Source organism: Flavobacterium flavipallidum (genome assembly GCF_038289905.1).
Lineage (GTDB): Bacteria > Bacteroidota > Bacteroidia > Flavobacteriales > Flavobacteriaceae > Flavobacterium > Flavobacterium flavipallidum.
In genome coordinates this window covers 26555-32757 of record NZ_JBBYHU010000040.1, presented here as the reverse complement: position 1 = coordinate 32757, position 6203 = coordinate 26555, and the positions used below count along the sequence as shown (strand labels likewise).

Here is a 6203-nt window from a genome sequence, read left to right as displayed (position 1 = left end):
ATCTTTTAATGCGAAAATAAAAGCTTTCAGAAGTCAATTTAGAGGAGTCAGAAAAATTGATTTTTTTCTATTCAGATTATCCAATCTTTTTGCTTAGTCCCCAACTTTTGAACTTGATCCCAGGAATCAGATAGACAATGAGATGTCAGGGTATAAAAAAAGGAGAAACGATTATGATAATCATTTCTCCTGTCTAGTAGCGAAGACGGGAGTTGAACCCGTGACCTCAGGGTTATGAATCCTGCGCTCTAACCAACTGAGCTACCTCGCCAATTCTTCAGGTGTTTTGTGTTCCTGATTGCGGGTGCAAAGATAGGAATAAAAATATATCGTGCAAGTAAAAATGAAGAAAAAAAATATTTTTAAAAAACGTTTTTTTTTAGGTATTATTCTATATATTCGAAAAAAAAATAAATCTGCCCTTATGGATGTTAAAATACGTTACGAAATCGAGTTTCCTATAAATTCGTCTCCACAATTGTTGTATCAATATATATCTACTCCTTCTGGTTTGTCAGAATGGTTTGCTGATGATGTTAATTCCAGAGGTGAATTTTTTACCTTTATATGGAATGATTCAGAAGAGAAAGCAAGATTAGCTTCTAAAAAATCAGGAGAAAAAGTAAAGTTTAAATGGGTTGATGCAGCGAATAAGGATACGGATTATTTTTTCGAGTTACATATTTTAGAAGATGAGTTAACTAAAGATGTATCGTTGATGATTATAGATTTTGCCGAAGAAGATGAAATTGATGAAGCAAAACAATTATGGGAGAATCAAATTTCAGATTTGAAACATCTCCTAGGTTCTGTATAGTGAATTCTATTTTTTAAACTTATATTTGCCCTGAACAAAATTCTGGGCTTTTTTTATGATTAATTTCAATGGAACTTTAGTTTCTCAAGATTCAAATATATTAGTACAAAACAGAGGGTTTTTATACGGTGATGCTGTTTTTGAAACAGTGAAAATTGTAAATTCAAAAGTATTGTTTCTGGAAGATCATTATTTTAGACTAATGGCTTCTATGCGAGTAGTTAGGATGGAAATTCCAATGAACTTTACTATGGAGTATTTTGAGGCGCAGCTTTTGTCTTTAACGGATAAATTGGGTATTTCTGGTTCTGCTAGAGCTAGAATTACTGTTTATAGAAACGATGGTGGTTATTATTTGCCTGTGGATAGAACTGTTTCTTTTTTAGTGCATGCGACCACTTTAGATGCTGTTTTGTATTCGTTTGATGAAAAGGAGTATGAAGTAGATTTGTTTAAAGATTTTTACATTACTAAACAGTTGTTGTCTTCAATAAAAACGACTAATCGTATGCTTAATGTAACAGCGAGTATTTTTGCCAGCGAAAATGATTTGGCTAATTGTTTGTTGTTAAATGATACTAAGAATGTTGTTGAGGCTATTCAGGGAAATGTTTTTATGCTTTCGGGAGCTAAGTTGATTACGCCTCCCGTTTCAGAAGGTTGTTTGAATGGTGTGATGCGTAAACAAGTTTTAGGATTGGCAAAAACTATTGAAGGATTGGAAGTAGTTGAAGAAATAATTTCTCCGTTTGACTTACAAAAAGCAGATGAATTGTTTATTACTAATGTGATTAAAGGAGTACAGCCAATAACCAGATATAGAAAAAAAACTTTTAAAACAGATTTGTCTCAAAAGTTAGTTCTTAAATTAAATGAAGTAATTAGTCTTAGTTAAGATAGGGGTTTTCGGGTGCGTTTGACCAAATAGGGTAATCGCCCCCTAATTCCATTATTTGTTCTTTCCAGAAATGAGTAGAAGATTTTCCAATAATTTTGTTTTTGTAATTGTTGGAAGTGATAATCCATGAATTGTTGTTCATTTCTGATTCCAGTTGGCTTTCAGACCAACCAGTGTAACCAAGAAAGAAGCGAATATTGTTTTTGTTTATTTTCCCGCTATTTAATAATGCTTTGGTGGATTCAAAATCACCTCCCCAATAGATGCCATTAGATATTTCAATGCTGTTAGGGATTAAATCTGGCACGTTGTGGATGAAATATAGGTTGTCTTGTTCTACAGGTCCCCCGTTGTAGATTTTTAATCGGGAGTTAATTTCAGGAATTAAGTCGTGTATGGTATATTTTAACGGCTTATTAATGATAAAACCAACTGATCCGTCTTTGTCATGATCAGCTAATAAAATCACAGATCGATTGAATGATAAATCTCCAATTATTGAAGGTTCAGCAATAAGTAGTTGTCCTTTTATTAATGGTTCTGATATCATGATTGTTTAAGTTTTCTTTAAATTTAAGAAAAAAAAATAAGAAAGTCCAAACAAAATCGGTGAAAAGCATAAAAAAAACCCTCAATTGAGGGTTTTTTATGTATACTAGGTTTTAAAACAAATCCTTAGTTTATAGCTCCTTCTAATTCAGCTCCAGCTTTGAATTTTACAACGTTTTTAGCTGCGATTTGGATTGTTTTTCCAGTTTGAGGGTTTCTACCGTCTCTAGCAGCTCTTGAAGAAACTGACCAAGATCCGAAACCTACAAGAGAAACTTTTCCACCTTTTTTCAAAGTGTCACCTACATTACCTAAAAAAGATTCTAAAGCTAATTTTGCAGCAGCTTTAGTGATTCCTGCGTCAGCAGCGATTGCATCGATTAATTCTGATTTGTTCATAATAAAAAAGTTATTAAATGTTGGTTAAAAATAAATTGTCAATACAACAAATTTAGCAGTAAATACAGACCTCACAAGTGTTTTGACGGATTTTACCTTATTTTGTTGATAACTTAGCTTATTTGTTCATAACGTGGGTTTTTTTTAGGCTGTTTCGGCCTTTTTTGCCCGTTTTTATTGGGTTTATATCGCTTTTGCGTCGTTGGAAAAACTAATTCCGTTAAGTAATTCAGTTGTTGTCATTCGTTTTTTACCCGGAAATTGCAAACTTTCTATTTGGATATAAGCATTTGCAACAGCAATTTTCAATTCTTTTTTGCTGCTGATAATATTGCCTATTGGGTGATTATGTTCTTCATCAATGATTTTTGACTCATAAATTTTTACGTTCCATTCCTGATTTTTGTCGGTAATGAAACACCAGGCTGCAGGATAAGGGCTTAAACCTCTAATTAAGTTATGGATAGTTGTGGCTGATTGTGTCCAGTCAATCTTGCAATTTTCTTTGTTGAGTTTGTAAGCTGTTTTAATATCACTGTTGTCTGTTTGGATTGTAGTGTTGACGTCTCCTTTTTCAATGAGTGCTAAAGTGTCAATTACAGTATGGCTTCCAATATTCATTAATCGATCATGTAATTGTCCGGCATTTTCGTTTGGATCAATTTTGGTTTCAGAACTTATAATCATGGCACCAGTGTCAATTTTTTCATCAATGAAAAATGTAGTAACACCGGTTTTAGTTTCTCCATTTATAATAGCCCAATTTATAGGAGCTGCACCACGATAATTTGGGAGGAGGGAAGCATGTAGATTAAAAGTACCTAATTCGGGCATATCCCAAACTACTTTTGGTAACATTCTAAAGGCTACTACTACTTGTAAATTAGCGTTTAGTGCTTTTAATTCAGACAAGAAGTCTTCATCTTTTAAGTTAGTAGGCTGTAATAAGTTTAAGTTATTTGCTAAAGCATATTCCTTAACTGCCGAATATTTTATTTTTTGCCCACGTCCTGCAGGTTTATCCGCCGCGGTGATAACACCTACAACTTCATAATTGTTTTTTAATATACTGTCTAGGATTCCTACTGCAAAATCAGGAGTTCCCATAAATACGATACGTAATTTTTTCATTATTTTTTTAAGCTATATTTATTGTTGGCTTGAATTAGAATAATTTCGTTTTCTAATAAGTCTTGAATTGCAAAGATAACATCGTCGGATGGATTATTGAGTTGAATTTGAATTTCTCTTGAACTTAAGTCGGTTGTTTGAAGTAGTGTTACTATTTTTTGGGAAAGTGATGTTTTGCTTTCTTTTTTTTCTTTTTTACTAATGCAAAAAGAGCAAATGCCACAATTTTTAGTGTTATTTTCACCAAAATAGGCTAAGATTAACTGACTTTTGCAAGTATCATCTTTTTTTATATAATGTAAAACAGAATCGAATTGTTCTTTCTTTAACTGATTTTGATTGTCGAGATATTTTGCAATCCTATTAATTGTTCTTTCGTCTTCACGAATTTCATTGAAGAGTAGTGTAGTGTCATTGTTTTTTGAATGATACTCCACAATGCCTTTTTCTCTTAGTTTTTCTAATACGGTTTGAACTTCGGTTTCGCTATGTTTTGATTTTTGAGCAATAAAAGGAAGATTCAGATTGGTTTGTACTTCGTAAATTCCGGGATAAGCACGTAAAATGGCTAATACAATTTCTTCGTCATTTGGATTCAGACTGATGTATCGAATGACTTCTTTGGAAGAAATGATAAATTGTAAACTAACTTTTTCTGAGAATTCCTGTGATAAACTAATAATTCCCTGACGGTCTAGAAACTGAATAGCATTATAGGTTTTCAATACAGGGAATTTGTATCTCACACAAAATTGATTCAGATTAAAGGAGAATTTTTCGTTGATGCCTTCTCCGTAAGCAATTTGAAAATAATTGCATAATTTGATAAAGACTTCTTTGAGAAAGCTTTTATCTGGTAAAACATGTAAAAATTGGTTTTCGCTTTGAGCAATATCAGAAGGACTTGTCAATAAAACGGCAAAAGCTTTTTCGTTGTTTCTTCCTGCACGGCCAGCCTCTTGATAGTAATTTTCTAGATTTTCTGGTAACTGAATGTGGATAACGGTTTTTACATTGGCTTTATCGATTCCCATACCAAAGGCATTGGTGGCAACCATAACCTGAACTTCTTCATTCATCCATAACTCCATGTTTTTATTCTTTTCTTTGGTAGGTAAACCACCGTGATAAAAAGTAGCTTTAAAGCCTAAGGAGTTGAGCTGGGCTGCTGTATCGGAACAGGATTTTCTATTTCGTACATATATAATGGAAGGCTGTGGGTTTTTCTTTAAAATTTGTTGAATTCTAAAAAGCTTGTCTTCGATTTCAAAAACCATATAAGCAATGTTTTTTCTTTCGAATGATTTTTCAAAACATTGCGGGTTTTCTAATCCTAATTCGCTAATAATGTCTTTTTTTACTCTGGCTGTCGCTGTTGCTGTTAAAGCAAGGAAAGGCGTTTTTGGAAAGAACGATTTTAACTGACTAATTTTTAAATATGCCGGACGAAAATCATGTCCCCATTGCGAAACACAGTGCGCTTCGTCAATTGCGATTAAGTTAATAGGTAAGTTTTTAATGCGTTCCAAAATCCATTCAGATTGCAAACGCTCCGGTGAGAGATACAGAAATTTGTAATTTCCATATTGACAATTATCTAATAAGTCTATTATCTCATCTGAATTTATTCCTCCGGTTAGCGCAATGGCTTTGATGTTACGCTTTTGCAAATTAGCCACCTGATCCTTCATTAAAGCAACTAAAGGTGAAATTACTAAACAAATTCCTTTTTGCATCAGCGTCGGGATTTGGAAACAAATGGATTTTCCGCCTCCGGTAGGCATCAGTGCAAAGGTGTCACGACCTTCTAAGACCGAAGTAATAATTTCTTCCTGAGGAGTTCTAAAACTGTCGTGATTCCAGTATTTTTTTAGGATTTGTAAAGCTTCAGACATCAAATTTGACAATAATTAATTCGTTTTGAAATTGTAAAAACGACTGCTTTTTTTGTTGGAAAACTTCTTTCTTAAGTTTGATAAAAACAGATTTTAAAGCAAACTTACTCAAACTAATTTAGAAATTTTCAAATTGAAGTAGCCAAAATAATGAATTTGCTAAAATTCATTTAAGAGAATTTATATTTTAGAATTGAAACCGTATATTTGCTTTTATTTTAAAGACAAAATGGATAAGAAAACGGAAGAATTTTTCGATAGGTTAAGAGTTGAATTAGAGAAAAGTAACACTTGGCCGGCGATATATTTATTTAAATTTATTGTGCCAACAGATGCTGAAAAAATTAAGCAGGTAGAAGTCGCTTTTGATTGTTTAGGTGCTGTTATAAAAACCACGCAATCTAAAACTGGAAAGTTTACTAGTGTTTCGGTTGATGTTCAAATGGCAAGTCCACAGGCTGTTATCGATAAATATATTGAGGTTTCTACTATTGAGGGGATTATTTCCTTATAA

Annotated in this window: 7 protein-coding genes and 1 tRNA gene; 3 read left to right on the top strand and 5 right to left on the bottom strand. The window is 32.9% G+C overall.

Annotated features, from left to right (window positions below):
* Positions 1–197: 197 nt before the first annotated feature.
* A tRNA-Met gene (locus tag AAEO59_RS14915) sits at positions 198–271 on the bottom strand.
* A gap of 153 nt (positions 272–424) precedes the next feature.
* Between AAEO59_RS14915 and AAEO59_RS14910 the strand changes: the two genes are divergently transcribed.
* Both AAEO59_RS14910 and AAEO59_RS14905 read left to right on the top strand, forming a co-directional pair.
* Positions 425–817: an START-like domain-containing protein gene (locus tag AAEO59_RS14910; RefSeq protein ID WP_341701548.1), complete on the top strand. Its 393-nt coding sequence runs from the start codon at positions 425–427 to the stop codon at positions 815–817.
* Positions 818–872: 55 nt separating this feature from the next.
* Positions 873–1712, top strand: a complete 840-nt coding sequence (locus AAEO59_RS14905) for an aminotransferase class IV (protein ID WP_341701547.1) — start codon at positions 873–875, stop codon at positions 1710–1712.
* Here the strand turns inward: AAEO59_RS14905 and AAEO59_RS14900 are convergent.
* From AAEO59_RS14900 to AAEO59_RS14885, 4 genes are all read right to left on the bottom strand, one after another.
* The gene (locus AAEO59_RS14900) at positions 1705–2265 is read right to left on the bottom strand and encodes a YqgE/AlgH family protein (RefSeq protein WP_341701546.1); all 561 of its coding nucleotides are present in this window, start codon (positions 2263–2265) and stop codon (positions 1705–1707) included. The genes AAEO59_RS14905 and AAEO59_RS14900 overlap by 8 nt on opposite strands.
* 125 nt (positions 2266–2390) lie before the next feature.
* Positions 2391–2663 carry an HU family DNA-binding protein gene (locus tag AAEO59_RS14895; RefSeq protein ID WP_341701545.1) on the bottom strand — a complete coding sequence of 91 codons (273 nt, stop codon included), beginning with the start codon at positions 2661–2663 and terminating at the stop codon, positions 2391–2393.
* Between the two features lie 183 nt (positions 2664–2846).
* Positions 2847–3794 (bottom strand): methionyl-tRNA formyltransferase, encoded by a 948-nt coding sequence (gene fmt, locus AAEO59_RS14890; RefSeq protein WP_341701544.1) that lies wholly within the window; start codon positions 3792–3794, stop codon positions 2847–2849.
* A complete protein-coding gene (locus AAEO59_RS14885) occupies positions 3794–5689 on the bottom strand; it encodes a RecQ family ATP-dependent DNA helicase (RefSeq protein ID WP_341701543.1) in 1896 nt (631 codons plus the stop codon). Before AAEO59_RS14885 ends, fmt begins: the two co-directional genes overlap by 1 nt.
* A 229-nt stretch (positions 5690–5918) precedes the next feature.
* Here AAEO59_RS14885 and AAEO59_RS14880 point away from each other — a divergent pair, with 229 nt between their 5' ends.
* Positions 5919–6203, top strand: coding sequence for a DUF493 domain-containing protein (locus tag AAEO59_RS14880; protein WP_341701542.1), 285 nt, complete (start codon positions 5919–5921; stop codon positions 6201–6203).

Bases quoted from the DNA above. Each gene is read 5' to 3' on its own strand.
- AAEO59_RS14905 (WP_341701547.1), top strand. From the start codon at position 873: ATGATTAATTTCAATGGAACTTTAGTTTCTCAAGATTCAAATATATTA.
- fmt (WP_341701544.1), bottom strand. From the start codon at position 3,794: ATGAAAAAATTACGTATCGTATTTATGGGAACTCCTGATTTTGCAGTA.
- AAEO59_RS14880 (WP_341701542.1), top strand. From the start codon at position 5,919: ATGGATAAGAAAACGGAAGAATTTTTCGATAGGTTAAGAGTTGAATTA.
- AAEO59_RS14895 (WP_341701545.1), bottom strand. From the start codon at position 2,663: ATGAACAAATCAGAATTAATCGATGCAATCGCTGCTGACGCAGGAATC.
- AAEO59_RS14885 (WP_341701543.1), bottom strand. From the start codon at position 5,689: ATGTCTGAAGCTTTACAAATCCTAAAAAAATACTGGAATCACGACAGT.
- AAEO59_RS14910 (WP_341701548.1), top strand. From the start codon at position 425: ATGGATGTTAAAATACGTTACGAAATCGAGTTTCCTATAAATTCGTCT.
- AAEO59_RS14900 (WP_341701546.1), bottom strand. From the start codon at position 2,265: ATGATATCAGAACCATTAATAAAAGGACAACTACTTATTGCTGAACCT.